Raw genomic sequence first — 25598 nt, 5'->3', positions numbered from 1 at the left:
TTCTATTTTGCTAATTCAACTTTTCTAACCTCACGAACAACTGTGACCTTAATGTGGCCAGGATATTCGAGGTTATCTTCAATTTCGTTTTTGACATCTCTTGAAAGAATTGCTGCTTGATCATCAGAAATTTCTTCAGGTTTTACCATGATTCTGATTTCATGACCAGCTTGAATAGCATAACAGTGATCAACACCTTCATGCTTATTAGCGATTTCTTCAAGTTTCTCCAAACGATGAATGTAGTTCTCCATTGACTCGGATCTTGCGCCAGGTCTTGCGGCTGAAATTGCATCAGCAGCAGCAACGATTGTTGCAATGAGAGAAGTTGGTTCAACGTCCCCATGATGTGAAGCAATTGTATTGATAACTACTTCTGGTTCTTTGTACTTCGTGGCGATATCTACACCTATTTCTACGTGAGATCCGTCAACTTCACGGTCGATAGATTTACCGATATCGTGAAGTAACCCTGCTCGTTTTGCTAAAGTAACATCTTCACCCAACTCACCAGCCATAACAGCGGATAACTTAGCTACTTCGATTGAGTGACTTAAGACATTTTGACCATAACTAGTACGATATTGCATACGTCCAATAATTTTGATTAAATCTGGATTTACGGAACTAATTCCTAGACTATAAATAGTTTGTTCACCAAGCTCACGAATACGATCATCCATTTCCTTGCGCGCTTTATCGACCATTTCCTCGATACGTGCTGGATGGATACGACCATCTTCGATAAGTTTTTCAAGTGCCATACGGGCAATTTCTCTTCTTATTGGATCAAATCCACTTAGAGCGACTGCCTCAGGAGTATCATCAATAATCAAATCGATACCAGTTAAAGCCTCGATGGTTCTGATGTTACGTCCCTCACGACCAATAATACGGCCTTTCATATCTTCGTTTGGCAATGATACTGTGGTGACTGTTGATTCAGAAACAGTGTCAGCGGCGCTACGTTGAATAGCGGCAACAATCAATGACTTAGCCTCTTTATCAGCATATTGCTTAGCTTGTTCATTACTTTCGTTAATCATTGAAGCTCTTTCATGAGTAAGCTTCTTGTTTAAATCATCCAAAATTATTTTACGTGCTTGGTCTCTAGTCAAATTGCTTACTCTCGTCAATTCCGCTTTTTGTTCATTGAGAGTATCGGTCAATTGTTTATCTTTTTCATCAAGTTCATTTTCTTTAGCGGAAATATTGTTTTCGTTTCTTTCGATGTTTTCCTCACGTTTTTCCAACGATTGGTCTTTTCTATCCAAAATATCTTGTCTTTCGAGAATACGATCTTCTTGTTTCTTAACGTCTTTACGACGATCATTCAAATCGTTTTCTGTCTTCTCACGATATTTATGTGCTTCATCCTTGGCTTCAAGTAAAGTCTCTTTCTTTAAGGATTCAGCAGACTTTTTTGCATCTGCAACAATATCTTCAGCTGTCTGTTTAGCTTGTGAAAGTTTTTTTTCGTAAGAGTCTTTACATAGTGCATATCCGAAAAAGGCTCCAACTACCAATGTTATTAAGGCAAAGAAGAGGGTTATGACAGCATTAAACATGCCATCACCTCCATCTCTTTTACTTTTTAATTTGTTTGTAAAATCTTAGTATGTTACAAAATTTTTACATACAACTTTATATTATAGAATAAATTCCTTCTGTCAACCAAACAAAAAGCAAAAAAAGAGCCCTAATTGGACTCTTTCTTTTATTTATCAGCTGATTTAGGAGTTTCCACATCTAATTTAATTTCTTCTGCGGAATCCTTTTTTTCTGCTTTTGTGGTCTTTTTACTATCTTTTGTTTCATCTTTTTTTGAATCAGTCTTTGATTCTTCATCAGAACCATCTTCTGACTCATCGTTGCCATCCATATTGTATGCATCACGAACACGTTTACGGATCTCATCCATCTTATCTGGATTATCGACCAAGAATTGTTTGGCATTCTCACGGCCTTGACCAATTCTTTCATCGTCATATGAGTACCATGAACCAGCTTTGTTTACGATATCCTTCTCAACAGCCATATCGACCAACTCACCAGTCTGTGAAATACCATGACCATACATAATATCAACAAGAGCCACTTTGAATGGTGGAGCAACCTTGTTCTTTACAACTTTGATTTTAGTTCTGTTACCGATAACGTCGCTACCATCTTTGATCTGTTCAGCACGACGTACTTCAAGTCTAATTGTTGAATAGAATTTAAGAGCACGACCACCTGGTGTTGTTTCGGGATTACCGAACATGATACCAACTTTTTCACGGATCTGATTAATAAATAAAGCAATAGTCTTTGTCTTGTTTATTGAACCAGAAAGTTTACGTAATGCTTGTGACATCAATCGAGCTTGTAATCCAACATGAGCATCCCCCATGTCCCCTTCGATTTCAGCCCTTGGAACTAAAGCAGCAACGGAATCGACAACAACAATATCAACGGCACCACTGGATACCAAGGCATCAGCAATTTCCAATCCTTGTTCACCAGTATCTGGTTGAGATAATAGTAAGTCATCGATATTAACGCCTAATGCAGTGGCATATGCAGGGTCCATTGCGTTTTCTGCATCAATATATGCTGCTGTACCGCCCTCTTTTTGAACTTCGGCTACAGCGTGTAGCGCAACAGTAGTTTTACCTGAACTTTCAGGTCCATAGATCTCAACGATTCTTCCTCGTGGAAATCCACCGACACCTAATGCGTTATCTAATGCTAAAGAACCAGTTGATACAGTCGAAATTTGGGTGTTCAAATCATCACCCATTCGCATGATGGCACCTTTACCAAAATCCTTTTCGATTTTCTTTAAGGCAACATCCAATGCTTTTTGTCGTTCATCTTTAGCCAAATTGTTTTCCTCCTAATGCTTTCATCACTAGTAATAGTATTAGTAAATCACCAAAAAAGCAAGAAAAAAGCAAACATCTGTTCGCTTTTTTTCTAAGCAATTCTTTGAACGAGAACAAAGGCTGAAATGACAGCTTTTCTACGAATTGCATTACGGCTGCCTTCAAAGTGGAATTCTTTAACTTCCACAACGTCAGTATCTTTGTCGTAAACTCCGATAAATACAGTACCAACACGATTACCTTCTAGCTGTTCGGGTCCAGCAACACCGGTAACGCCCATACCAATATCTTTGTCCAATAACTTAGCAGTAGATTCTGCCATCTCCTGAGCAACAGGCGCACTAACAACAGTGTGAGTATCAATAATACCGTTAGGAATGCGCAACAGCTTTTCTTTCATCTTATCTGAGTACGTTATATAGCCACCCTCATAGATTTCGGATGCACCCGGTACGTCAGCAATGGTTGACTGAAATAAGCCCGCAGTAACACTCTCAGCAGCTGTGATCGTCTTACTATGCAGTAACAGCATGTTCACAGTGTCTTGAGGTATTGTTTGATATTCCGCTGGAATTCCTGCTTCAAAATCGGCAGCTTCAATTTTTTCTCGAAAATCTTCAAATCTTTCTCTATCCATTGTTCTCACTTCTAAATTACGTTTTATTTTTTAAATAAATCTTTGCTTTGAATAAAATAATCTACACCTGAATATAAAGTAAAGAATAAGCAGATGTATAAGAAAATCTCACCAATTGGAAATGGGTTAAAGATAACGTTGTGAAGCAATAGGAAGATAATTGCTAACATTTGTGTTGTTGTCTTGATCTTTCCTGGCATTTGAGCGGCCATTACTGTGCCACCCTCTTCAAGAACTAACATTCTTAATCCAGTTACAGCTAACTCACGGCAAACGATAATGGCGATAACCCAAGCAGGTGCCATTTTTAATTCCACAAGGAAAACAAATGCTGTCATCGTTAGCATTTTATCTGCCAGTGGATCAGCAAATTTTCCGAAATTTGTAACAATTTTATTTTTACGGGCAATTTTTCCATCAGCTAAATCTGTTAAAGATGCAATGATGAAAACTATTGCTGCAACAACATGATTGACCGGAATCAAATCATTTAAAATATAAAAGTCGCCCCAATTGCTCCATCCAAAAGCTAATAAAATAATAAATACTGGAATTAAAATAATTCTAAACATAGTTAACTTATTTGGTAAGTTCCACTCCATTGTTAGACCCCTCCGTATTATTGAAAATGAAGTACCCTCGGGTACATATAAACAAATGGCGCCGACCGTTTGAGTAGACACCATTTTAAGACTTAACCTTATTCGACGTTAAATGTTAGTGTCCTAACGATAGTTGAACTATCACTAGTTGATCCTAAATCAACATTCTTTCCGGCAATTGAAATTTTTGTATTATGTATATTACCTGTGTGGATCGCGAACTTCTTAGTGTCGGAAGTAAGTTTTGTAGATTTTTTATCTCCATCACTAATTGCTTCTTGCCATGTTGGTGTTGTGTCTGAACCTACAGTGTATGAGATCCAAGCTTGACCACCATCAGCAGTTACGACCACATCGGCATCTTTGCCAGCAGGCAAATTCTTAACAGTATATGTTCCTTTAGTATCAGATTCCTTAATACTAATTGATTTAGTCTCTGATGCAGACTTCTTCTTAGTAGTTGTTGTCTTCTTGTTACTATTACTGTTGGATTTTGAAGAAGATGATTCTTCTGTATTGTCTTTTGGAATTGTCACTTGTGAAGAACTTTGACTTCTGTGCACCATTCCAAAAATAATCACACCAATGATAATAACAATTATTACACCGACAATGATTTGGGGAATGTAATTTCTCATTCGTGAAAAAATTGAGTCAGAACTGTCAGAAATAGACCTTGTTTTCTCTTCGTCTTTACCTTCATTAGGTTCATGAGGTTGTGAATCAGGGATTTCTGCTTTGTATTCCTCTAGCAACTCATCACTGGGAATTCCAACGGCGTCTGAATATTGTTTTATAAACGCACGTACATAAAAATCGCCAGGAAGATGATCAAATTGACCTTCTTCAATAGCAATTAAATATCTCTTTTGAATTTTAGTGACATTTTGCAAGTCATCTATTGTATAACCCTTTTTTATACGGGCATTTCTTAATTTTTGGCCTATTTCGTCCATTTCTTACCACCGATTAACTAATTTTTATAAGTATACCATATCATAATAATAATTCGCGACATTACAATAACCATCCACCGGCGAAATAAATCGTCTGTCCAGTTAAGTAATTCGACTTCATACATACCAAATACGAAACTAATTCTGCAATTTCTGAAGAGTTCGCCAACCTATTTGCTGGTATTTCTTCACGAACTGCTTCTAAGTCTTGAGTAGAAAACTCGTTGTTCATCTTTGTGTCAACGGCACCTGGTGCGACAACATTCACTGAGATACCCAGAGAAGCTACCTCTTTAGAATACGCGTCGGCAAATGAAGTCATAGCTCCTTTTACAGTACTATAGACAACTTCCATTGCTGATCCGATTTTTCCATATATCGAACCAATAAACACGACCCTACCATGATGCTTCTGTGCAAGTTTTTCTTGTAGTTCTTTCAAAATCAATATTGGCTGTTTGATATGAATATTCCATAACGAATCTAGTTCCTTTTCATCCATATCTACTAGCAATTTATAATATGTATTTCCTTGAGCAAAAATTATTGTATCTAAGTCAAACAATTGAGTCGTCAATTTATCTACATGATCTGACTCCATGTCAAACTGGACGGGAATAAAATCTTGATGTGGATACTTATCCGAAAGTTCTTGATAGAGGTTCAATATTCTGTCTTTATTCTTATTGTAATGGAGATATAGAGACCAACCTTTTTCTGCCAAATTCTTTGCTGTACTGGCTCCGATATCACCAGAACTACCCATTACTAATGCGTACATTAATCTTTACCGTCCGCTAATAAGTTATAGTAAGTAAAATTATCATTCTGAAATACTTCATCAGCTGAATTTAAAACTTCATCCAAACTGATTGAGTCCAACAATTGGACTAACTGCAAGTAATCCACATCGTAAAAATACAATTCTGCCATTTGATTTGCGATAGCATCTGGTGAATTCTGGGCAAACAGATAAGCTCCTATTGCATCACGTTTGATTCTTTCAAATTTATCTTTAGTCAGAACGTCCTTCAATTTGTTGTCTAACAAACACTTATGCAAATAATCTTGAAATTCTTCAGGTTTGTTAGTCGACCCACTGATAATGATAAAGCAATAGTCATTTTCTGCAACCACATTGTAGGAAAAACTATCGTCAATTATATCTTTATTGGTCATATCTTGATAATTTTCTGAAGACTCACCAATTAGAGTTTCCATGATCATATTTAAAATATACTGAAGTTTGACCAAATCATATCCACGTGAATTAGTGTCAACACGAATACCGAACGCAGATCTACTTTGGCTGATATTCATCTTACCTTCTGCGCCAGGACCAATTTCAACAAAACTATTTTCGGCCGTCTTCGGACATCCTTTGTCTGTCTCGAATGGTGACTGCTCCACAATATCGACTACCTTATCAAAATCCACATCTCCAACAATTGCTAGGCTCATGTTATCTGGTCGGTAATTTGTCCGATAAGTATCTAAAAGATTCTTGGCATTTATTTGTTGTAATGTTTCGGTCGAACCTGCAATATCAGCAGCAATTGGATCTCCTGGATATAGCTGTTCCAAGATTCTTTGTTCAAGGACCCACTCTGGCATGTCCAAATACATTTGAATTTCTTGATTGATAATGCCACGTTCCGAAGCAACATTTTCTTCAGTAAAGTGTGGATGTTGGAATAGATCCAACAAAATCTTTAAATTATCATACGGGTTCTCAAGTGTTTGAAACAAATAAGCGGTCTTAGTGTAACTAGTATATGCATTGGAGTTAGCACCATATTCGGCAAATTTTTCAGAAACATCATAACCTGGTTTGGCAAACAATTTATGTTCAATGAAATGAGCAATACCGGCTGGTAACCTCGAACCATCTGCCAACTTGGTATTCACTGAACCAAAATTAGCCATGGCTACACTATAAATCTGCTTGTATCCCTTGAGTGGAACCATTTCAATTTCAAATCCATTTGGCAATTTCTTTGTAAACTTTTGTAGTTTTTCCGCCATACTAATCTCCAATCAATTCATATTGAGCAATACGGTGCATATGTTCAGCTACAGACTGGATATTATTTCGATCTAGTTTGTTCAACTCAGCTCTAAACGATTTGTCATCAAGCAATGTCTTGGGATAAATAGTCTCCCAGATACTCCTCATAATGTAGTGCTGAATACTATCTGAACCAATCTCTCGTCTGGTAAACAATACCTTCTTGGCATGCTCTATCTGGCTGTCTGTAAACTTACCATTCTTCATAAAATCAATTTGTTTTTGAATCAAATCAATAGCTTGATCAATATCTTTTGCATCTAATCCACTTTGCACGGTCAACAAATGGTCTGTTGCTTGGTATGAACTAGAAACTGAATATGCCAAACTATTTCTTTCTCGAACTTGTAAAAATAATTGCGACTGGTCATCGCCACCAAAAATCAAATTCATGGCTTGTGGTGCTAAATGACTGAATCCTTTATCAAGTTTTTCAGTAACGTAGGCGATAGATAAACGACTTTGGTTGATTGATTCATGGTCTAACTTCTCTGCAGGAGATTTAACTAAATCATCAAAGTTTGGTAATTGAATCTTAATATCGGTTCTTTCACTTTTCAAACTCTGACCAAGCAAACTGTCTCGGATAAGTTTGGAAATTTCGGTTGGATCAACATCCCCAACAACATTGATCAAAATCATATCGTTCTTGATCACGTCTTTGTAATATTCATATAATGCTGAATTCTCAAGTGAATCCAGTTGTGTAGCATCACCGAATATCGGTATCTGCTTATTGGGATTGTTGTGATTCACCAATTTGAACAATTCCAAAACACTGACAAGATCTTTGTTATCACCCACGGCATCTAAATTAGACATCATGTTTCGCTTTTCGATGGTAAAAGCTGTGTCGTCGAATTCATTTGTATTTTTCAGGTTAGGATTAAAAATAATTTCAGATAGAACTTCAATATTATCTTGTATTTGACTCTTATCGCCAATCAAAAACTTAGGATCGGCAAATTCAACACTGAATCCCAGGTCATTGAAATTTAATAATGAACGAGTGTACGCATTGATTTCAGCACCATACAACTCCATTTCACGATCATTTAATGACTTAAAGCTTGGATATTTTTTAGATGAATTACTCAAAACATTGGCGAGCAATCTTCTCTTTGTTGATTCATCTTTTGACAATGGACGTAAAAAGTCGATTTGAATTTTAATTGTTCTAAACTTATCCAACTGATTTACGTTCAGTACAACATTTTTGGCTAAGATTTCTTTCACTTTTTCACCTGTTTTTCTCGAATTGCTGTCAATTGTTCTGGTGTTAATAATACCTTTCTAGGTTTACTACCCTCAGATGGTCCAACAATTCCCTTATCTTCCATTTGGTCTACGATTCTTGCAGCACGATTGTATCCAATTTGAAATCTTCTTTGTAACATCGATACACTTGCCGATTGTTGTTGAACAATCATGTCAACAGCATCATCCCAATATTCGTCATTTGGTTTGCTGTTTTCTTCATTGCCTTCTTCGGAAACATCTGTCGGTATCATGTCTTCATTATATTCAGCTTGTTGTTGCGCACTGACAAACTTAACGACGTTCTCGACTTCCTCTTCAGAAATATATGCACCCTGCAAACGAACTGGTTTACTTTTACCAATTGGTTGGAAAAGCATATCTCCTCGACCAACAAGTTTCTCGGCACCAACAGAATCCAAAATTGTTCTTGAATCGATACCTGATGAAACGGCGAAAGCTATTCTTGATGGAATATTTGCTTTGATCAATCCAGTAATAACGTCAACTGATGGTCTCTGAGTTGCAATAATAATATGCAATCCAGCAGCACGGGCCATTTGGGCTAGACGAACAATGGCAGCTTCAACTTCGTGACCAGCTACCATCATCAAATCAGAAAGTTCATCAACGATAACGACGATAAATGGTAGTCGTTCCATCTGCTTGTCTTTAGGTGCGGTTTTGTTATATTCATCAACTTCATCGTTATATTCACCAATATTACGATGATTTGTTTCGGCAAATAATTTATAACGGCGTTCCATTTCAGTTACAGCTTTTTGTAAAGCACCAGCGGCTCTTCTTGCATCAGTAACAACTGGTATCAATAATTGTGGAATTCCGTTGTAGACATTCAACTCAACCATCTTTGGATCGATCAAAATCAATTTAACTTCGTTTGGTTTAGACTTCATCAGTATACCGGTGATGATTGTGTTGATTGCAACAGACTTACCACTACCAGTAGATCCGGCAATCAATAAATGGGGCATTTTAGTTATATCAGCTTCAATAATATTTCCTGAAACATCTTTACCTAATGGCACAACCAATGGATCAACTTTATTCTTTTGGTTCTCAGTAATGTCTCTAAATGACACAGCCGAAGTAGTCTTATTTGGAACTTCAATACCAACAAATGACTTACCAGGGATCGGTGCCTCGATACGAATATCTTTTGCTGCCAAAGCTAATGCTAAATCATCGGCTAAGTTAACGATTTTTGAAACCTTAACACCAATAGCAGGTTGAACTTCATATTTAGTAATAGTAGGTCCTAAACTAGCTTTTTTGACATCTACATCAACACCGAAACTCTTGAATGTACGTTTTAATTTATCTTTGTTTTCATCGATCAGTCTCACTTCAGCACTTTGATCAACTTGTGGGACCTGTTTCAATAAATCTGGTGATGGCAATTGATAATCGTCATCAGAAACATTTTTTTGTTCAAATTGAGCATGTGGAGTCGGTAAATCTTTTTTATCATTTCCATCAATACCGAAGGGTTTTGACATTATTTTTGCCTCACCTGTATTTGAAGCTGGTTCAGGTGTTGCAGTTTTTTGACCGGTTGGCATATCAATGTGAAAATCCGATTCAGCTTCAGGTTCAGGGGTTTTATCTTCACCGTGAGCAAAACTGTTCACATCTTGATATTTATCATCTTCACGATCGATTGGCTTTTCTTTCTTTGCCGGCTGTTTCTTAGGTGCAGCTTTTTTGTTATCCACATAGTTTGTATAACTACCCGAAAACGAGTTTTTAACACTTATTAATCCATCACGAACATGTTTCATCAGTGACTTCGTAACGTCAGAAACTTGTTTCATCGTTACATTAAACAACATCAAAATCCCCGCTACTACGAAAACACCAGCAACTAGATTAGTTCCCCATCCAGAAAACAGCTTCATAAAAATACTGAATAGATAAGAACCGACCATCCCTCCACCGACTGAATGGCTGACACTTGAACTGGACATATCTGCACTTAAAGTATTCCAAGTTATCAGATTATAATTGTGATAAAGATTCAACTTGGTAAACAACATTGCGTGCAACAAAATAAGGGTTCCTAAGTACGTGAATAGAAATCCAAAATTTCGCTTAGGATTCATTTTTGGCATTTTCCCAGTCGCAATTAGAAAAGCACCAGTGAAAATACTAATTATCAAAAGTACTTGATAACTGTCACCAACAAAAATTCGATAAATATTGTCATAGAATTTTCCAACGATTCCCAACTTAAACAAACCTAAGATTGATAAAATTATCAAAATTAGGCCAAATATTGATTTGAACAATCGAGTGTTATTTACATTTTTTGTTTTATTACTTTTATTTGTTGTTCTTTTTGGCGTCTGTTTAGACTTTCTTCTAGCCATGCGTACCTCGCCTTATGTTATTCATCAATAAAAATTATACAGTTACATAACAACTGTTGAAACTAAAAAAGCGCATTTCTGCGTTTTTTTTACTCTTTCTTATTCTTCTTTTGTAAATCCTTCATTGCTTCGTTAGGTTCGACCGTATCTGAAGGTGAAAAGTTAAGTGAGACCCCGTGATTTAATGTGATTGCTGTTATTTGATAAGTTATGGTTTCGATATATTCAACCAATGGACGAGAAATTTGTTTAACATCCTTATTGGAAATATCTTCTGGGTTACCATGAAAGTCTATCAACTGTGAAACTTGACCAATCAATCCAGATACTTTAAATGGTGCTCCCTGAGGGTGGATCTCAAAAGGAATAACCACTTGAACGATTCTTCCTTCAGATTCATCCATTGGTTCGCCATTGTTATCCTTCAATTCTGGATGATCGATAGTGATTTTCAAATCTTGTTTGACTTCTTCGTCAGGAGCAACTAAATCGTAATGAAATGATTGAACTGAAACTGGTCCTTTTTTTGTTTTCATTTTTCTTTGCCTTCTAGTCTAATTTGTCATGTTCATAATGATGTTCTAATTCTAAGCCTTGGAAATTTTGTTGACGCACTGCTTCATAAATTACTAAAGCACATGTATTAGAAAGATTCAAAGCTCTGATATTATTACTCATTGGAATTCTCAAACACTTGTCTGGATTATCACGCATAAAGTCTTCTGGTAAACCAGTTGTCTCTTTTCCAAATAAGAAATAGTGATCTTTTGAAGTATCACTAAAGTCTTGATCACTATATGTTTTATCAGAGAACTTCGTAATCAAGTATAAATACTTATCGTCTGGAATTGAATTCAAAAAATCATCCAAATCGTCGTGATAACTAATATCGACTTTGTCCCAGTAATCCAAACCAGCACGCTTCATGTGTGCATCGTCAGTACTGAATCCAAGTGGTCGAATCAAATGTAATTTTGTGTTAGTACCGGCACAAGTTCTGGCAATATTTCCAGTATTTGCTGGCATGAGTGGTTGGTAAAGTGCAATATGATTTGTCATTATTATCTCCTTAAAATAAAAAAACGCATACCCTCGGTGAAAATCACAGCAAAGGCGTGCGTTAGTAAGCTTATCTATTTACTTGCTTTTATCAAAATTGCTTCTGATAAAAACAAGCAATGACAAAGTTTATAAATAGTATAGACGATGATTTTCACGCAATCAATAGAAATATGAATTATTTGTGATTTTTTTGAGAAGGATCAAGTTTTTCCGGATCATTTTGTGCTTCTGTTTTGTTCTCAACCGGAGTATCCGCGGCTGTTGTGACCGTTTCTGCCTCCTGCTCAGCTTCTTCAGCAGAATACCAATTTGAATTCCGTTTGAACCATCTGAAAATTCTAGTACAGATTATCTTCAAAATTGCGAAAATTGGAATACCAGCAATCATTCCGACCAATCCATACATTCCAGCTGAAACTAATAGGACCAAGATTGTCGTAACTGGGTGCATCTGCATCTTGTTTCCGACAATAATTGGTGATATCACACGAGTTTCGATAGTCTGCTCGACCGCAAAAACGATCAAGACTTTCAAAACCATTGCTGGTGCAATAAATGCCGCAATAACTAATGATGGCAATAATGCCAGTGTCGATCCAACATAAGGGATCAAGTTTAAAATCCCAGCAACGATTCCGAGTATCAATGCGTATCGTTGCCCAATGATCAAATAACCGACGAAGAACATTACTGCAACCCAGAATGCAACTGTCAATTGTCCAGTAATATATGAGCTAAGTGATTGGCTGATTTCAGAAAGCATTTCACCAGTAGATTTCTTTACTCTATCTGGGACAAACTTGAGAACAGATTGTTTGAACTTCTTATCGTCTTTAAGCATAAAGAATAAAATAAATGGTGCTGTTAACAGTATCATAACGACGTTTGTTACGATTCCCACTGCAGAACCAATATTGTTAAAAGTTTGTGGAAGAATATCATTCATTGACTTGGAAACACTCTTACTGAGATTAGTGTTAGCTTCAACAAGGCGTTCTCTGACGCCTGACATTTTCGGATCCGCAAACATTTTCTGTAAACTCTTATTTAAGTAGTCCCAATAGTTAGGCCAATTTTTTATCAACGAATCAATTTGGCTCTGAACGAACGGAATCAAAGACATGATTCCCCATACTAATAAGGCAGCGATAATGATAAAAATGAAAGTAATTGAAATAATTCGGTTAACATGAAACTTTCGTTCCAAAACATTAATTAGTGGATTTATTAGATAGTATAAAACTAAAGCCAAAATAACTGGCGGCATCGTTATACCTAAAATTTGCCATAAAGGATCAAAGACAAATCCAATTTTTGAAAATAAAAAGATAATTAAAAAAACAATTAGGACATTGATCAGAAAAACCGTGGCTTGATTATTCAAAAACCAACGGTAAAACCAACTTTTACCCTTTTTTGAGGTCTCTTTCATTACTTGCCCCCGTATTAATATTTGGTAATTACCATTATACTGTATACTATACACGTTTGGAGGTAAATTTTATGCTAGAAGATGTTCTACTTAGCGGTTACACGCGAAAAACTGGTAAGGGTGTTTACAAGTCTCAACTCAATACTGAGACTGGTGAACTAGCTGATCCGGAATTGTATTTGAATTTGGAGAGTCCAACCTATATTGATGTTACAAATGACCTCAAACTGGTCGCCTTAGCTAAAAAAGGTGACAAAGGTGGAGTGGTACTTTATGACATCAGTGGCGAAACTCCCAAATTGTTAGATGAACAATTTAACGAAGTAAATTCACCATCATTTATTAAATTCGATCCAAGTCGCAATTTGATTTTCAGTGCTTATTTTCATTTAAGCAAAGTAACAATTGATAAAATAACTGACGATAACAAAATCGAACGTCAGTCAGAAATCAATTTCAAAGGTACTGGTCCAAGACCTGAACAAGATCAATCAAAACCACACTACAGTGTTTTAACACCAGACGGTAAATTGATCATCTGTGATTATGGAACCGATAGGATCCACATTTATGATATCTCTGATCCTACTGACCCCAAAGTATTGAACGATTATATCGCTCCAGCAGGTTATGCTCCAAGACATCTGGTATTCCACCCAACCAAGCCATATGTTTATGTTGCCTGTGAGTTATCATCCAAAGTTCTCGTGCTAAAATACGAAGCTGAGACTTCTCGCCTAACACTTGTGGACGAAGCATCAGTCGCAAAGGATGAACAGAAAAATACTACTGCTGCAATTCGTATCACAAAGGACGGTAGATTCTTATATGCTTCAACCAGAGGTGCTGATACCATAGCTACATTAGAGGTCAGTGAAGACGGCAGTCGCTTAAAAGAATTAGGTACAGCCAAAACAAACGGTAAAGGCCCAAGAGATTTTGAACTCGACCCTTCAGAAAAATATTTATTAGCAGCCAATCAAGATTCTGATGATTTAACGCTATTTAAACGCAATCCTAAAAAAGGAATTTTAACAATAACTAAAGATAATATTGGAATTCCGGAGTGTGTATGTGTACACTTTATCTAGTTTCAGATTAATTTAGGAGAAAAAATATGTTCATTGAAATAATAAAAACTATTATTTTGGGTATCATTGAAGGTTTTACTGAATTTCTTCCAATCAGTTCAACTGGTCATTTGTATTTAGCAGATGAATTCGTAAAACTGAATGAATCCCCAGCATTTATTCACATGTTCATGGTAGTTATTCAATTTGGTGCTATCCTGGCTGTGATTTTAATTTACTTCCACAAACTAAATCCATTTTCACCGAAGAAAAACAAAGTTGAAAAAAATCAAACTTGGAAAATTTGGTTGAAAGTATTGATTGCTATCCTCCCTTCTGTCGTAATTGGTTTACCACTAAATGACTGGATGGATGCACATCTAACTAGCTGGCAAGTAATTTCAGCCACATTATTGATTTATGGTATTTTATTCATCGTCGTAGAAAATTACTTCAAGAACAAGACGCCACAAGTTACCGATTTAGATTCTCTTTCATACAAAACAGCATTGGGAATCGGACTATTTCAAGTACTTTCATTAGTTCCTGGTACTTCACGTTCTGGAGCAACAATTTTAGGTGGTATCTCAATTGGTACTTCAAGATTCGTTGCAACTGAATTTTCATTTTTCTTAGCTATTCCAACAATGTTTGGGGCCAGCCTTTTGAAAATCGGAAAGTATTTCCACAATGGTAATACATTCACTGGTGATCAAACGATAATCCTACTCGTTGGTACATTTGTATCATTCGTCGTAGCGTATGCTTCAATCAAGTTCTTACTTAACTATATTAAGAAGAATGACTTCAAGGCATTCGGTTGGTATCGTATAATCCTTGCCATAATCGTAATCATCTACTTTGGCTTATTAAAACAAGCATAATTTCTGAACATGACTTTTTATAAGTCATGTTTTTTTATTATCAAAATGATTCTAGGATAAAAATGAATTTGCTATATTATGATACGATGTATTAGATTTTCAGTTTAATCAAATCACACAAATTATATATATTAAGTTCAATTAAAACTTCAAGGAGGACTATATTTATGTACAAAGAAATCGCCGTTGAAAATTACACCAACATCCCTCAAGCCGTCATGGCAGGAGCCAATAGAATAGAATTAAATGACAACCTGGCTGTCGGCGGAACCACTCCCAGTTTGGGTGTTCTTCAAGAAACTAGTAAGTACTTGCAAGAAAAATCTATCCCATTAGTTGAAATGATCCGTCCTCGTGGAGGAAATTTTGTCTATAACGATATCGAATTAAAAATGATGGAAACTGATATTTTTCAAGCCCAAAAGTTGGGAATCGATGCGGTTACTTTTGGAGCATTGACTCCAGATGGCGCACTAGATGAAGATGCTTTGGAAATGATGATTGCTGCATCATCTGGCATGCAGGTAGTCATCAATATGGCTTTTGATGAAATTGATAATAAACACCTTCAGAATTCATTGGACTGGTTGATCGACCACGACGTTGATCGCATTTTGACTCACGGTGGTCCCTTATCTGACTCAATCGATAGTACTCTGCCAACCATCAAAAGTTATATAAAATATGTTGATGGAAAAATCGATATTCTTCCTGGTGGTGGGATAACATCTGAAAATTGTGATGCCATTGCTGCTGAACTTGGTGTCAACGCGTTACACGGGACAAAATTAATTGATTTAGGTTAAAAAATAGAGGAAACATTCAAATGAATGCTTCCTCTTTTTTTCATGATCCAACAAAATGTGAAATAAATACTCCAGCAATACTGAAGTAAATCAAGACACTAGTCAAATCACTAAGTGTTGAAATAAATGGTCCACTGGCGACAGCTGGATCGAATCCAAAGCTTGCCATCATCATTGGAATCAAGCTTCCGGCTAAGTTGGCGACCATAATTGCTGCACACATTGCCAATCCAATTACGAAGCCAAGAACGAAATTGCTCTTCCAAATACCAACTATTAAAAATACTGACACCCCTGTGACAAAACCAGTCACAAATCCTGTCAATAATTCTTTACCGATCAGTTTGAAGAAATCGCTCTTGTCGATCTCATCCACGGCCAATCGTCTGACCGCAACGGCCAAACTTTGAGTACCGGCGTTACCAGCAGTACCAGTGATTGTTGAGATAAAAACTGCCAGGATACTTGCTTGGGCAAGTAATCCTTCATAATGATTGACTAATGTTGCGGTGAACATTGAAAGTAATAACAAAGTTATCAACCAAGGTAGACGCTTTGATGCGGCTTTCAATGGTCCATCATGCTCTGATTCATCAACGTTAACGGCAGCCAAACCAGAATAATCTTGTTGAGCTTCGTCATCGATAACTTCAATAACATCATCAACAGTGATAATTCCGACCATATGATTAGCGTGATCAACAACAGGAACAGCTAAGAATTCATAATCTCTAAATACTTTAGCAACTTCTTCCTGCTCTTCATCAACATTGACACTAATGATGTCAGTATTCATAACGTCTCTTAAATTTACTTCGGGCTTTTGTAAAATCAAATCACGCAGTGACATGACACCGACCAAATCTTTATGATCATCAAGCAAATAAAGATAATAAATGGTTTCGGCAGTCTCTGCGAATTTTCTTAGATCCTGAATCGCCTCGCCAGCTTTGATACTTTCGTTAAATTCAACGTAGTCGGTAGTCATGATACCACCAGCAGTCTCAGTATCGTAATGCAACAATCCACGAAGATTGTTGGCATCTGCCTTTGGCATTTGTTCTAAGAATTCATCAACATGTGATTTATCCAAATGTTCCAGAACATCAGCTGCATTATCATCGTACATATAGTTCAACATGTCAGCAGCGTATTTAACGTCCATCTCTAGAAGAAAATCTGGAATCTCGGGTAAATCATCTTGAAGTGTATCAAACATGTCACCCATTTCATTGGGTTGTAAAATTCCATATAACTTTTGTCTTTCTTCTGCATCTAAGGTGAGATAAAAAGTACTTTGATCATAAAAATGCATATCCAGATAGGTTTTTCTAAATCGTAAATTATCTTCCTTATCCAAATATCCTTTTAAAAGATCAAACTTTTCATGAAGTTTTTTTTCATTTTCATCCATATTTGACTCACCCCCTTAAAGTATTTCGAAGATATTTCATATCATCTGGTAATGGTGCTTTTAGCTGCAATAATTCATGTGTCACAGGATGCACAATATTCAACTGGCTACAATGTAAAGCCTGTCGATCGATCAGTTTCTCTTTACATTTACTGTACATGAAATCCCCAAATATCGGGTGTCCAATAGCTTTCATGTGTACTCTAATTTGATGGGTCCTCCCCGTCAACAATTTGAGTCTGATCAAGCTGCCATCACGATATTTTTCTTCAGTCTCGTAAAGAGTCTTTGATTCTTTACCATTCTCGTGGTCAATATTTCTCAAATAAAATGCTTCACTATCAATTCCGATTGGTAGATCAACTAACCCTTTTTCAGGTGAAATTTGACCATAAACAATTGCTAAATAATATTTTTGAAACTTTTCTGAATGTAAAATCTGATCCAGCATTGAGTGAGCATAGGAGCTTTTTGCAAACACCATAAGTCCTGATGTATCACGATCAAGTCTAGTGACCAAATGTATCGTACCATTTTCATGCTTGGATTCCAGATAATATTTTACTATATTTGCCATCGTTTTACTTGTTAATGCTTTAGCTGGCAAACTAGCGATCCCTGGCGGTTTGTTGATCACCAAAAAATAGCTGTCTTCGTAGACAACATTGAGTTCACCTGGCATTGGCTTGATCAAATCTGATGGTTCCTCATAACTCATGACCACAATGACTTTATCACCAGTTTTTAAGTGAAAGTCAAAATGACGTTGTTTATGGTTTACAAAAACCATCCCACCGTTATTTTTAAGATTATGTAACTGACTACTTGAAAACTTGTGATGAACTAAAAATTTTCGAACGGTCTTCTTATCAGACTCTTGAACAGTAAAATTCAAATAACGTCTAGTTTTCATCTTGACCTAAAAACGCTGTTTCTACACGAGTCCAGAAATGACGATGACGGTATTGGGCAAATTGTGCTCGACTCTCGCCTAATTTGATCTTTATGCATTCAACATCACTCAACTCAACGATGATTCCATCAAAATTGATCACATAGTCTTCAGCATCTTGAGGATACAAATGAACTACCTGATTTTGAGGAATTATTATGGGCGATGAAATTGTTCTGTAGACACGATTGTTGATCGAAGCAATTTCGACCATTTGGAAAACATTTATTTTGGGATGGATCAGTGCGCCACCGACAGCTTTGGAGTATGCGGTCGATCCTGTTGGAGTAGAAAAGCACAAACCGTCTCCACGAAAACTTTCAAAATATTCTCCATCGATATCAACTTGTGTCTTCATAGTCAATGCTGAAAGTCGACGAACAACAGCTTCATTAATGGCAATTCCACTACGAGTTGAACCGTCTTTCATTTCGATTTTTGCATCAATAAGTGGATAGCTAGTCGAAGGAATATCTTCTTGTGCAGCGATTATTCTTCTGACTAGTTCATCGATCTCTTCATCTGTCCAATCTGAATAAAACCCTAGATGGCCAGTATGTAGAGCGACGAATTTAACTTTATCCAAATGTGAAGCATAGGCATGAAAAGTACTCAAAAGTGTTCCATCCCCACCAACACTGATTACGAGTAACGGATCCTTTTGATCCAGATCCATCCCGCTAGCAATCAACTCATGCTTTATTTTTTGTGCAGCAACAACTGATTGCTTTTTTCTATTATTATTTACCCAGAATTTCATTTTTTATGCGACCCCGTCGAATTATTAACATCACGTTTTCTATCAGTAAAATACTGCTGTGCATCTTGAATTTCTTCTCTGATTTTAGACATCTCTTCATCAAGTAAGAAAGATGCTTCTGCAGCTCGTTTGAGCCTCTCGTTTATTTCTTCAGGAAAATCACCTTGGTACTTGTAGTTCAGAGAATGCTCGATAGTTGACCAGAAATTCATTGCCAATGTTCTAATTTGAATCTCAGCTAGAATATTTTTCTGACCAGTTGCTAATTGAATCGGATATTCGATAACAACATGGTATGAACGGTAACCACTAGACTTGCTATTAGCGATATAATCACGTTCCTCGATAACTCGCATATCTTCTCTTTGGTGCAGTAATTTTGCCACATCATAAATATCTTCTACAAACTGACATTGTATTCTGATTCCAGAGATATCTTGCATATCTTGCTCTAAAAGATCTTCAGAAATATAACGTCGTTGCATTTTCTCTTTAATACTATCGACAGTCTTCACTCGACCAGTAACAAATTCGATCGGAGAATGCTCATTTTTTTCTAAAAACTCTTTACGCGCATTACGGAATTTCAATTTCAATTCATCAACTGCTTGCGTGTATGGTATCAAAAACTCATTCCATTTAATTTCAGACATTTTGACCTCACTTTACTATTTAAATATAGACTAAACCGCTTTAATATTCATCTAAAAATAATTTTATTAAATATAAGCCGTTTGTTTTACATTTTCTCCAGATAGCTGTTAGAATGATTTTGCTAAAGAGATGGAGGGAAATAGCGATGTGGGAAGTATTTTTGTATATAAATCCCTTATGTTCGTTCTGTTTGAAGGTCGAACAGTCGATCATCGACTTCACTAGAAAAAACAATATAGATACACAATACCATTTTGTAACTACCAGCAATATGGAAACTATCAACGATTATATGATATTGAAAGGTATGAAACCCTGTGACTTAGAAGGAAGAATCGGGGTTACTCAGGATGTCTACGACGCCTCACTCTTGTACAAGGCAGCTGCCTGCCAAGGAAATAAAAAGGCTCGCAACTTACTGATGAATCTTCAACAAGAGGTAAATACCAATCAACGTCCTTACAATGATGAAACCATTAAACTTGCTGTAGAAAAAAGTGGTCTCGACTACAAAGCTATTATGACTGAAAAAAGCGGTGACGCTGTTAAAGAAGCCGTCAAAAAAGATCAAGAATTAGCTTGCAAGATGCATGTCGAAAAAGCACCAACTGTTATTGTTTTTGATGATGAGGATCCGACGAAACCAGGGGTAATGATAAATCAATTTGGAAGTGAAACTTCCGAAGAAATTATTAACGAGAACTTGATTGCCATGCTCGAAAAAACTATGCCACACCAGATTTCAGAACCAAAGTCAAAGTATTATACAAATGATTCGATTATAAATATAGAGAGATATAGGAGATAGTTAATTTTAACTATCTTCTTTTTTTGTCTAAAAGTGGTTGATGCAGACGCTTGTTTTCCATACCACAAGTGACTGCCCATTGTGGATTTTGATAAATTGGCTTACATGCCGTAAAAAGTTTTCCAATCAGAAATTTTTCAACTGTTAGCTCATTTCTTTGATAATAAGCAATTTTGAAATTCTTGAACTTTCGACTGTTTAATCTTTGGATCCTTTCCACTTGGACATCTGTGATTGCCAGTTTCTTACTTGGTCTCAAATGAGGTTTAAAATTCAATAGCTTCGTTACCTCACTAGCTTTAAAAATTCTTTTTCCACTGCTTATTTTACTGAATGGGCCATTGAATCTGATTTGATAAAACAATTGGAATTCCTCATTGATGGGATCAAGCATCACAACATAGAATCCCCAAAAAACATTATAAGAAATAAACTTCAGATGAGCTTTGGTGATATTCTTTTGCAAATAATCTCCACCTAGTATCCAAATATTTTCAAGATCTGAATCGTAATAGCTCTTGACCCTTTTACTCAATTTATTGACGTCTATCTTGGCACACTGATACTCGACGACAGTTTTTTTGTCGATCAAAATATCCGGTCTCTGACTGATTTTATTGAGATAAACTTCTGACTCGATGTTTGGATAACTCAGCTTTTTCAAAATCTCAATAATTAAACTTTTACCTTGTTTATGTATATCTCTTTCATTAGTATCATTATCAATTTTATTTTCATGTCTAAAGAATGGAGTTTCAGATGTAAAAATCAATTTGACTGGTAATTTACATCTTGGGCAGAAATATCTTTCTTGTCCATTACATTCGATTGCGTTGATCAATTTTTGTTCATCATTTAATGCTGCGTACATTATCTTCACCTCGAGATAAATTACGCAGGAATATTAAAACTTTTCCAAACAAAAAGGAGTTGGGATGCTATATCCCGAACTCCTTAAATTTTAATTTCTAAACAACGTGACGTTCGAAAGGATCTGAACTGATTCCATCTTCAAGAATCTTCTTTGACCATTCTTTAGCTGAGAACAATGAGTGGTCACGATAGTTACCACAACTGTATTTGTCTGTTCCTTGAACATCTTTCCATTCGATCTTGTTAGCAATTTCGTCGAGAGCACCCTTCAATGCTTCGGCAACTTCTGTTGTTGAGTGTTCACCCCATGTGATCAAGTGGAATCCTGTACGACATCCAAATGGTGAGCAATCAATAACGCCTGATAGACGATCTCTTAATAATCCTGCAAGTAAATGTTCAATTGTATGAAGTCCTGCTGTTGGAATTGCATTTTCGTTTGGTTGAACTAAACGCAAATCAAAGTTTGAAATTGTGTCACCTTTATCACCATGTTCTACTGTAATTAAACGAACATATGGTGCCTTAACCTTTGTATGATCCAATGTAAAACTTTCAACTTTTGCCATAAAATAAAATCTCCCTTACATGTTTATAATTCCATTTTAGTCTTAATTATTAAAATATGATAATGGTTTATTAACTTCGATCTTAGTTCCAAAGTATTTTTTCTTGATATACTTTTGAATTTGCTTATTATGATAAAGCTTAACTAACTTTTTATAATCCTTATTATTTTTATTCTTAGCTGCCGTCGCCAATATATTCACGTTATCTTTCGTGCTTTGATTCAAGCTTTCATGATAAAGAGAATCTTTCAATACATGTAATCCTCCGTCCATTGCAACGGTGTTTCCAATAACCACGACATCGACATCGTTCAAAACTCTTGGACCAGTAGTATCATCAATTTCCTTGAATTTTAAATGCTTAGGATTACTTGAGACATCTTTGGTATCACTCAATGCATCGAATCCCTTTTTCAAAGTTATCAATCCAGCCGATTGCAATAACTGCAATGCTCTTGATGTATTGGCTGGATTGTTTGCAATAGCGATAGTCGTACCATCTTTAATGTCACTGACCTTCTTAAATTTTTTCGAATAAATACCCATAGGTTCCAAATATGTTGTACCTAACGCTGCCAATTTACTCTTAGGATTTTCTCTATTGTAAGCTTGATAGTAAGACCAAGATTGGAAGGCATTAACATCGATTTGTCCTTCAGTAGTCCCGTTATTCAACTGTGTTGGATCTGTTATCTGCTTCACAGTAATGTTAAGTCCAGCTTGTTTTGCTTGTTTACTCTTGGCAATATGTTCCCAAATTTCAAAATCTGATCCTTGTGAACCGACGGTGATGTTTGAATTATTTTTACTGGAATTGTTTCCACAACCTGCTAATACGAAAACTATTAGTACAGTAATGATTCCAATAAATAAGCCACTATATCTTTTCATAATCTACTCTCTCCCCCTAATAAAACAAAAAATCGTCCCTACAATGCAGAACTAGTCTGCTTGTAGGGACGATTTGACGTGTTACCACCCTAATTCGTATATTGTTTACACAAAATACCTCAACGACACAAAATTATGTCCGGGATGATATCGCATCCTTGCGTGCTTTTGGCTTTCACCTAGGCAAGACTCAGAGCTCATATTCGAATCATTTTTCGTTCCGTCCTCTCACTATCTAACGGTCGCTTGTAACTACTGACTGATTCTACTCTTCTCTTCATCGTCTAATGAAATTAGATTTGTTTTAATTGATTGGTGATTAATTTACACTTACTGAAAATCTTTGTCAACCTGACATTGAAGTTTTCCACAAAAAAAAAATAGAGACAGCAATTTTGCCATCTCTAATAAAAGATTTTAATCTTTAAAATAATATCTTGTAAGTTCCAAAGCTGTTTTACTCATTAGTTCTTTACCATATTCTGATAATACGGCAGCGGTAACTTTAGTTCTGTAACTGTACTCACTTAGTAACGCTAAGACGTCATTATACGTCATCGTATGCATTTCATCTGTAAATAATACAAGTTGTAGGTAGTATGAACCTTTATATTCCCATAAATTAGAGATACCACTCTCTAAATGAAGAATATTAGCAAGTTGAATATAATCTTCAAAATTCTTAAATTCTGCGATTATTGTCTTAGTTGGTGTATCTGGATCATTCAAATATGGTGCTGTATCAGCGTCATACTCTTCATGTCCCAACTCGTTAGTATTCATAGGAGTCAATTGATTATCCTCTGTTCCGTCAACGAGATCACTATCCAATGGCAATGAACCTGTGCCGTCGTCATCGCTTGACTTACTAATTAGCAATTCCAAACCTTGCTTATTTGGCAATATCTGGAAAGTAACTGGTTCGTTGTTTGAAAAAGTGTGGTTCTTGTCCACCTCATCCAAAATACTATAGAAAAACGACTCGATCTGCTTCTTATTACCAAGCAAGTCGAGAACGGTTACCCCACGATCCTGCAAATCCTGCGTACTAAGAATGACTCTGATCGTATTTTCATTAATATGATCCATTTCCATCATCGTCACCTCAATTCTGTATCTACATTTTAACAGTCTTGGAAATGTTGTAAAGTAAAGAAGCTCTTAAAAAAACAAAATGAAGAACCTAATTTCTGCGAAATTAGATCCTCCATTATTTTACAAGCTGCTTAATCCTATAAGCCTGCCATAAGTTGAGCTTTTTGTAGCTCCATAGTCCGAACACTTCTTGGTAAAAATCTTCTGATTTCATCTTCATTAAATCCAACTTGGAGACGTTTGTCATCCATAATAATTGGACGTTTCAATAAACCAGGGTTTTCTTGAACTAATGTCAATAATTGATCAATAGTCAAGTCATCCAAATTAGTCTTTAGATGTTGAAAAGCTTTGGAACGAGTCGAAATGATTTCTTCTGTTCCATCTTCTGTCATTTGTAGAACTTGTTTGATTTCTTGTTTATTTAAAGGTTCGGAATAAATATTTCTTTCTTTGTAGGGGATGTCGTGATTTTCAAGCCATGCTTTGGCTTTACGACATGAAGTGCAACTTGGAGATGTGTAAATAGTTACCATAATAATCTCTCCTTTTTTCACTAAAGTGTGCCAAGGTCTTTCCTTAACACTATATATTGTATCTCAATGAAATTATAAAATCTACACTATTTATAATAAAAATAGCGAATATTCGTTCTGTAATTCATCTTTTGTGAAAGTATTTTTCACTGATAACACACGTTATATATAAGATTCACAATCTTTCATAAGATAAAATTAATTTCTAAGATAAGCAAAAATTAATGGTAATTGATATCAACCTACATAAAGACTTGTGCTATCTAGACTTCAACTTCGAGTCCAGTAAATGCATTAATTGTTGGAATTGAACCAGCATAATGCTGTGATTCCTTTAACATAGTATCAGCATCGATGTGCTGTGGAAGATGACTGATCATCAAACGTTTTACACCAGCAGCTTTTGCTAATTCTCCGGATTGCTTGGTAGTCATGTGCCACATTTTTCCTGTTTTATCTTCTGGAAAGTTTGTATCTGTGATCAATAACTCACTATCCTTTGAAAAATCAACGAGGCCATCGAAATATGCTGTATCTGAAGTATATACAATGGATTTATCATTTTTCGTTATTCTCATCGCATATGCTGGGACTGGATGGATCGTCCTGAGGAATTCAAATTTAAGTGAACCGATCATTGTTGGTTCATAATCATTGTAAGCGATACCTTGGCTAACGCCCTCCATTGTCAGTTGCGCATAGTTGACAAAATCTTGAGAATGACCGTATATAGACAGTAGATCATGCTTTCGATTTTCTTTGTCAAGTTGCCAATTGTATTGAAGAACACCAAGGTCGGCAGTATGGTCATGGTGATAATGGGATAGAACCACAGCGTCTAGTTGAAGCGGATCAATGTAATTTGATAATTCATTCAAAACTCCACTACCACAATCGATCAAGATGTTTTTACCTTCATCTTGAAGTAAATATCCGGAAGTTCCGATTCCCTTATAAGGATAACCACCATAAAATCCAAGTACTGTAAGTAACATATAAACCCTCCAAAATTTTT

Annotated in this window: 26 protein-coding genes; 4 read left to right on the top strand and 22 right to left on the bottom strand. The window is 36.1% G+C overall.

Features of this window, described 5'->3' with window-relative positions:
- Nucleotides 1-2 precede the first annotated feature (2 nt).
- The 12 genes from rny to EKM63_RS03595 form a co-directional block, all read right to left on the bottom strand.
- Nucleotides 3-1568 carry a ribonuclease Y gene (rny, locus tag EKM63_RS03650; RefSeq protein WP_125703823.1) on the bottom strand — a complete coding sequence of 522 codons (1566 nt, stop codon included), beginning with the start codon at nt 1566-1568 and terminating at the stop codon, nt 3-5.
- Nucleotides 1569-1717: 149 nt separating this feature from the next.
- Nucleotides 1718-2866: a recombinase RecA gene (recA, locus tag EKM63_RS03645; protein WP_125703821.1), complete on the bottom strand. Its 1149-nt coding sequence runs from the start codon at nt 2864-2866 to the stop codon at nt 1718-1720.
- 92 nt (nt 2867-2958) lie between these two features.
- Nucleotides 2959-3504, bottom strand: coding sequence for a nicotinamide-nucleotide amidohydrolase family protein (locus EKM63_RS03640; protein WP_125703819.1), 546 nt, complete (start codon nt 3502-3504; stop codon nt 2959-2961).
- 23 nt (nt 3505-3527) lie between these two features.
- On the bottom strand, nt 3528-4106 hold the full coding sequence (gene pgsA / locus EKM63_RS03635; protein WP_125703817.1) for a CDP-diacylglycerol--glycerol-3-phosphate 3-phosphatidyltransferase: 579 nt from the start codon (nt 4104-4106) through the stop codon (nt 3528-3530).
- 98 nt (nt 4107-4204) lie between these two features.
- Entirely contained in the window at nt 4205-5062 is an 858-nt protein-coding gene (locus tag EKM63_RS03630) for a helix-turn-helix domain-containing protein (protein ID WP_125703816.1), read from the bottom strand.
- 61 nt (nt 5063-5123) lie between these two features.
- Nucleotides 5124-5843: an elongation factor P 5-aminopentanone reductase gene (gene ymfI / locus EKM63_RS03625; protein ID WP_125703814.1), complete on the bottom strand. Its 720-nt coding sequence runs from the start codon at nt 5841-5843 to the stop codon at nt 5124-5126.
- Complete coding sequence (yfmH, locus tag EKM63_RS03620; RefSeq protein WP_125703812.1) at nt 5843-7087, bottom strand: EF-P 5-aminopentanol modification-associated protein YfmH; 1245 nt, start codon at nt 7085-7087, stop codon at nt 5843-5845. Before yfmH ends, ymfI begins: the two co-directional genes overlap by 1 nt.
- Nucleotide 7088: 1 nt before the next feature.
- Nucleotides 7089-8366 carry an EF-P 5-aminopentanol modification-associated protein YfmF gene (yfmF, locus tag EKM63_RS03615; protein WP_125703810.1) on the bottom strand — a complete coding sequence of 426 codons (1278 nt, stop codon included), beginning with the start codon at nt 8364-8366 and terminating at the stop codon, nt 7089-7091.
- Nucleotides 8363-10777, bottom strand: coding sequence for a DNA translocase FtsK (locus tag EKM63_RS03610; protein ID WP_125703808.1), 2415 nt, complete (start codon nt 10775-10777; stop codon nt 8363-8365). The genes yfmF and EKM63_RS03610 overlap by 4 nt, the downstream gene beginning before the upstream one ends.
- A gap of 89 nt (nt 10778-10866) precedes the next feature.
- Entirely contained in the window at nt 10867-11313 is a 447-nt protein-coding gene (locus EKM63_RS03605) for a DUF1149 family protein (protein ID WP_125703806.1), read from the bottom strand.
- A 13-nt stretch (nt 11314-11326) separates the two neighbouring features.
- On the bottom strand, nt 11327-11836 hold the full coding sequence (gene trmL / locus EKM63_RS03600) for a tRNA (uridine(34)/cytosine(34)/5-carboxymethylaminomethyluridine(34)-2'-O)-methyltransferase TrmL (RefSeq protein WP_125703804.1): 510 nt from the start codon (nt 11834-11836) through the stop codon (nt 11327-11329).
- 178 nt (nt 11837-12014) lie between these two features.
- Entirely contained in the window at nt 12015-13271 is a 1257-nt protein-coding gene (locus EKM63_RS03595) for an AI-2E family transporter (RefSeq protein ID WP_125703802.1), read from the bottom strand.
- 71 nt (nt 13272-13342) lie between these two features.
- On the opposite strand from EKM63_RS03595, the gene EKM63_RS03590 reads away from it, so the two are divergent.
- From EKM63_RS03590 to EKM63_RS03580, 3 genes are all read left to right on the top strand, one after another.
- Nucleotides 13343-14362, top strand: a complete 1020-nt coding sequence (locus EKM63_RS03590) for a lactonase family protein (RefSeq protein ID WP_125703800.1) — start codon at nt 13343-13345, stop codon at nt 14360-14362.
- Nucleotides 14363-14388: 26 nt separating this feature from the next.
- On the top strand, nt 14389-15225 hold the full coding sequence (locus EKM63_RS03585) for an undecaprenyl-diphosphate phosphatase (RefSeq protein WP_125703798.1): 837 nt from the start codon (nt 14389-14391) through the stop codon (nt 15223-15225).
- Nucleotides 15226-15392: 167 nt separating this feature from the next.
- Nucleotides 15393-16031, top strand: coding sequence for a copper homeostasis protein CutC (locus EKM63_RS03580; RefSeq protein WP_125703796.1), 639 nt, complete (start codon nt 15393-15395; stop codon nt 16029-16031).
- A gap of 40 nt (nt 16032-16071) precedes the next feature.
- Here the strand turns inward: EKM63_RS03580 and mgtE are convergent, their stop codons facing one another.
- From mgtE to EKM63_RS03560, 4 genes are read right to left on the bottom strand one after another with little or no spacing between them, the layout of a single operon-like run.
- A complete protein-coding gene (mgtE, locus tag EKM63_RS03575) occupies nt 16072-17445 on the bottom strand; it encodes a magnesium transporter (protein WP_125703794.1) in 1374 nt (457 codons plus the stop codon).
- Nucleotides 17446-17452: 7 nt separating this feature from the next.
- A complete protein-coding gene (locus EKM63_RS03570) occupies nt 17453-18358 on the bottom strand; it encodes an RluA family pseudouridine synthase (protein WP_125703792.1) in 906 nt (301 codons plus the stop codon).
- Nucleotides 18348-19157 (bottom strand): NAD kinase, encoded by an 810-nt coding sequence (locus EKM63_RS03565; protein ID WP_125703790.1) that lies wholly within the window; start codon nt 19155-19157, stop codon nt 18348-18350. Before EKM63_RS03565 ends, EKM63_RS03570 begins: the two co-directional genes overlap by 11 nt.
- Nucleotides 19154-19810, bottom strand: a complete 657-nt coding sequence (locus EKM63_RS03560; RefSeq protein WP_125703788.1) for a GTP pyrophosphokinase — start codon at nt 19808-19810, stop codon at nt 19154-19156. Before EKM63_RS03560 ends, EKM63_RS03565 begins: the two co-directional genes overlap by 4 nt.
- Before the next feature lie 146 nt (nt 19811-19956).
- Between EKM63_RS03560 and EKM63_RS03555 the strand changes: the two genes are divergently transcribed.
- Nucleotides 19957-20619 (top strand): DsbA family protein, encoded by a 663-nt coding sequence (locus EKM63_RS03555; RefSeq protein ID WP_125703786.1) that lies wholly within the window; start codon nt 19957-19959, stop codon nt 20617-20619.
- Between the two features lie 10 nt (nt 20620-20629).
- Here EKM63_RS03555 and EKM63_RS03550 read toward each other — a convergent pair whose 3' ends face one another.
- The 6 genes from EKM63_RS03550 to EKM63_RS03525 all read right to left on the bottom strand — a co-directional run bounded on the left by EKM63_RS03550 (nt 20630) and on the right by EKM63_RS03525 (nt 25578).
- A complete protein-coding gene (locus EKM63_RS03550; RefSeq protein ID WP_125703784.1) occupies nt 20630-21490 on the bottom strand; it encodes a competence protein CoiA family protein in 861 nt (286 codons plus the stop codon).
- 97 nt (nt 21491-21587) lie between these two features.
- Nucleotides 21588-22061 (bottom strand): S-ribosylhomocysteine lyase, encoded by a 474-nt coding sequence (locus EKM63_RS03545; protein ID WP_125703782.1) that lies wholly within the window; start codon nt 22059-22061, stop codon nt 21588-21590.
- Nucleotides 22062-22103: 42 nt separating this feature from the next.
- Entirely contained in the window at nt 22104-22952 is an 849-nt protein-coding gene (locus tag EKM63_RS03540) for a MetQ/NlpA family ABC transporter substrate-binding protein (RefSeq protein WP_125703780.1), read from the bottom strand.
- 417 nt (nt 22953-23369) lie between these two features.
- Nucleotides 23370-24047, bottom strand: a complete 678-nt coding sequence (locus tag EKM63_RS03535) for an adaptor protein MecA (RefSeq protein WP_125704150.1) — start codon at nt 24045-24047, stop codon at nt 23370-23372.
- Nucleotides 24048-24184: 137 nt separating this feature from the next.
- The gene (gene spxA / locus EKM63_RS03530) at nt 24185-24583 is read right to left on the bottom strand and encodes a transcriptional regulator SpxA (protein WP_125703778.1); all 399 of its coding nucleotides are present in this window, start codon (nt 24581-24583) and stop codon (nt 24185-24187) included.
- Nucleotides 24584-24846: 263 nt separating this feature from the next.
- The gene (locus EKM63_RS03525; RefSeq protein WP_125703776.1) at nt 24847-25578 is read right to left on the bottom strand and encodes an MBL fold metallo-hydrolase; all 732 of its coding nucleotides are present in this window, start codon (nt 25576-25578) and stop codon (nt 24847-24849) included.
- Nucleotides 25579-25598: the final 20 nt, after the last annotated feature.

Origin of the sequence: Companilactobacillus mishanensis (assembly GCF_003946505.1) — a bacterium.
Taxonomy (GTDB): domain Bacteria; phylum Bacillota; class Bacilli; order Lactobacillales; family Lactobacillaceae; genus Companilactobacillus; species Companilactobacillus mishanensis.
Note: the sequence above shows the minus strand (reverse complement) of the source record. Positions and strands in the feature narration are given on the sequence as shown.

Bases quoted from the DNA above. Each gene is read 5' to 3' on its own strand.
- rny (WP_125703823.1), bottom strand. From the start codon at position 1,568: ATGTTTAATGCTGTCATAACCCTCTTCTTTGCCTTAATAACATTGGTA.
- EKM63_RS03640 (WP_125703819.1), bottom strand. From the start codon at position 3,504: ATGGATAGAGAAAGATTTGAAGATTTTCGAGAAAAAATTGAAGCTGCC.
- pgsA (WP_125703817.1), bottom strand. From the start codon at position 4,106: ATGGAGTGGAACTTACCAAATAAGTTAACTATGTTTAGAATTATTTTA.
- EKM63_RS03630 (WP_125703816.1), bottom strand. From the start codon at position 5,062: ATGGACGAAATAGGCCAAAAATTAAGAAATGCCCGTATAAAAAAGGGT.
- ymfI (WP_125703814.1), bottom strand. From the start codon at position 5,843: ATGTACGCATTAGTAATGGGTAGTTCTGGTGATATCGGAGCCAGTACA.
- yfmH (WP_125703812.1), bottom strand. From the start codon at position 7,087: ATGGCGGAAAAACTACAAAAGTTTACAAAGAAATTGCCAAATGGATTT.
- EKM63_RS03610 (WP_125703808.1), bottom strand. From the start codon at position 10,777: ATGGCTAGAAGAAAGTCTAAACAGACGCCAAAAAGAACAACAAATAAA.
- EKM63_RS03605 (WP_125703806.1), bottom strand. From the start codon at position 11,313: ATGAAAACAAAAAAAGGACCAGTTTCAGTTCAATCATTTCATTACGAT.
- trmL (WP_125703804.1), bottom strand. From the start codon at position 11,836: ATGACAAATCATATTGCACTTTACCAACCACTCATGCCAGCAAATACT.
- EKM63_RS03595 (WP_125703802.1), bottom strand. From the start codon at position 13,271: ATGAAAGAGACCTCAAAAAAGGGTAAAAGTTGGTTTTACCGTTGGTTT.
- EKM63_RS03590 (WP_125703800.1), top strand. From the start codon at position 13,343: ATGCTAGAAGATGTTCTACTTAGCGGTTACACGCGAAAAACTGGTAAG.
- EKM63_RS03585 (WP_125703798.1), top strand. From the start codon at position 14,389: ATGTTCATTGAAATAATAAAAACTATTATTTTGGGTATCATTGAAGGT.
- EKM63_RS03580 (WP_125703796.1), top strand. From the start codon at position 15,393: ATGTACAAAGAAATCGCCGTTGAAAATTACACCAACATCCCTCAAGCC.
- mgtE (WP_125703794.1), bottom strand. From the start codon at position 17,445: ATGGATGAAAATGAAAAAAAACTTCATGAAAAGTTTGATCTTTTAAAA.
- EKM63_RS03570 (WP_125703792.1), bottom strand. From the start codon at position 18,358: ATGAAAACTAGACGTTATTTGAATTTTACTGTTCAAGAGTCTGATAAG.
- EKM63_RS03565 (WP_125703790.1), bottom strand. From the start codon at position 19,157: ATGAAATTCTGGGTAAATAATAATAGAAAAAAGCAATCAGTTGTTGCT.
- EKM63_RS03560 (WP_125703788.1), bottom strand. From the start codon at position 19,810: ATGTCTGAAATTAAATGGAATGAGTTTTTGATACCATACACGCAAGCA.
- EKM63_RS03555 (WP_125703786.1), top strand. From the start codon at position 19,957: ATGTGGGAAGTATTTTTGTATATAAATCCCTTATGTTCGTTCTGTTTG.
- EKM63_RS03550 (WP_125703784.1), bottom strand. From the start codon at position 21,490: ATGTACGCAGCATTAAATGATGAACAAAAATTGATCAACGCAATCGAA.
- EKM63_RS03545 (WP_125703782.1), bottom strand. From the start codon at position 22,061: ATGGCAAAAGTTGAAAGTTTTACATTGGATCATACAAAGGTTAAGGCA.
- EKM63_RS03540 (WP_125703780.1), bottom strand. From the start codon at position 22,952: ATGAAAAGATATAGTGGCTTATTTATTGGAATCATTACTGTACTAATA.
- EKM63_RS03535 (WP_125704150.1), bottom strand. From the start codon at position 24,047: ATGGAAATGGATCATATTAATGAAAATACGATCAGAGTCATTCTTAGT.
- spxA (WP_125703778.1), bottom strand. From the start codon at position 24,583: ATGGTAACTATTTACACATCTCCAAGTTGCACTTCATGTCGTAAAGCC.
- EKM63_RS03525 (WP_125703776.1), bottom strand. From the start codon at position 25,578: ATGTTACTTACAGTACTTGGATTTTATGGTGGTTATCCTTATAAGGGA.